Origin of the sequence: Tepidanaerobacter sp. EBM-49 (assembly GCF_001896645.1) — a bacterium.
GTDB lineage: Bacteria > Bacillota > Thermosediminibacteria > Thermosediminibacterales > Tepidanaerobacteraceae > Tepidanaerobacter > Tepidanaerobacter syntrophicus.
The window spans coordinates 1-1,356 of sequence record NZ_MPPE01000015.1 but is presented as its reverse complement, the minus strand read 5'-3'; the positions used below and the strand labels follow the sequence as shown (position 1 = coordinate 1,356).

Annotated in this window: 2 protein-coding genes; both read left to right on the top strand. The window is 34.7% G+C overall.

Going from position 1 to position 1,356, the window contains the following annotated elements:
* Positions 1-263: 263 nt before the first annotated feature.
* Complete coding sequence (gene queD / locus BUE08_RS02355; RefSeq protein ID WP_286680266.1) at positions 264-620, top strand: 6-carboxytetrahydropterin synthase QueD; 357 nt, start codon at positions 264-266, stop codon at positions 618-620.
* A gap of 1 nt (position 621) precedes the next feature.
* Positions 622-1,356 (top strand): GTP cyclohydrolase FolE2 (gene folE2, locus BUE08_RS02350; protein WP_353682074.1); only part of this gene is annotated, 735 nt, incomplete at its 3' end.

The following is a 1,356-nucleotide window of genomic DNA, read 5'->3' as shown; positions in this document are numbered from 1 at the left end:
TGGCTGATAATCATCTTGAATTATTAGTTTTTTTAGTAAATCTACTTGTCGTTTATTCATAATTCAATAATCCTCTCTAATTAAGATTATATATGTATATATTCTTCGAATCTATTACATATGACTTCCTTAACGATAAGTAAAATATGTTCAGCGAAATCCTAAAACCTAACGAGTTTGGGATTTCTCCTAATAAAATTTATATTAACATGTTATAATAGAGTCAAATTATCTCAAGAATACCATAAGCTAGGAGGGAATCAATGATTTTAACAAGAATATTCAAGTTTGATGCAGCTCATAACCTTGTAGAATATCATGGAAAATGTGAAAGGCTCCATGGACATACTTATAAGCTTGTAGTTAAATTAGAGGGCAAGCCGGGAAAAGAAGATATGATTATGGATTTTTCTGAGCTAAAACGCATTGTTGAATCCACAATATTGCAGCAGCTAGACCACTCCTATCTGAATGACTTTATAAAACAACCTTCTGCAGAAAACATCTCAAGATGGATTTGGGACAGACTATATAATGAATTATCCAAAGAAAACTGCCGACTTTATGAAATCCAGGTTTGGGAAACTGAAAATTGTGGAGTCACATACAGGGGTGAATGATTTGTTAAAAGATATCCAAAGCCAAGTAGATACTCGAGGCATTTCGCTAAATAGAGTAGGTATCAAAAACATTGATTGGCCTTTGAAGGTATATGACCAGACAAACGGATTTCAAAATACCGTTGCCAATATCAGCCTATCTGTAGCATTAAAGCATGATATAAAAGGAACTCATATGAGTAGATTTGTAGAAGTCTTAAATAATATAGATATACTGAATCCTCAAGTTATTTTGAGCATCTTAAGGAGCATACAAACAAAGCTTGATGCCGAAAGCAGTTTTTTTGAATGTAAATTCCCATATTTTATCTGGAAAGAATCACCGGTAAGTAAGAATATATCGCCTCTTAAAATTGAAGCAACAATATCAGGTGAGAAAAACCGCGATAAAACTGAAATAATCATCGGAGTTGTGGTTCCTGTGCAGACTCTTTGCCCATGTTCTAAGGCTATTAGCAGTGTCGGTGCTCACAACCAACGGGCAAATGTTAAAATTCTGGTGAAAACCAAAAAGAAAATTTGGTTTGAACATTTAGCAGCAATTGCAGAAATGTCAGCATCAAGCCCGGTTTATTCCTTATTAAAGCGTGAAGATGAAAAATATGTAACCGAAGCAGCCTATAATACGCCAAAATTCGTGGAGGATGTGGCAAGAGATGCAGCTCTTTTGCTGGAAAAAGAAGAAGGGCTCAAATGCTACAGAGTAGAAGTAGAAAGCCATGAAAGCATTCACAAC

Excerpts from the sequence above, each read along its gene's own strand:
- queD (WP_286680266.1), top strand. The coding sequence starts at position 264 with ATGATTTTAACAAGAATATTCAAGTTTGATGCAGCTCATAACCTTGTA.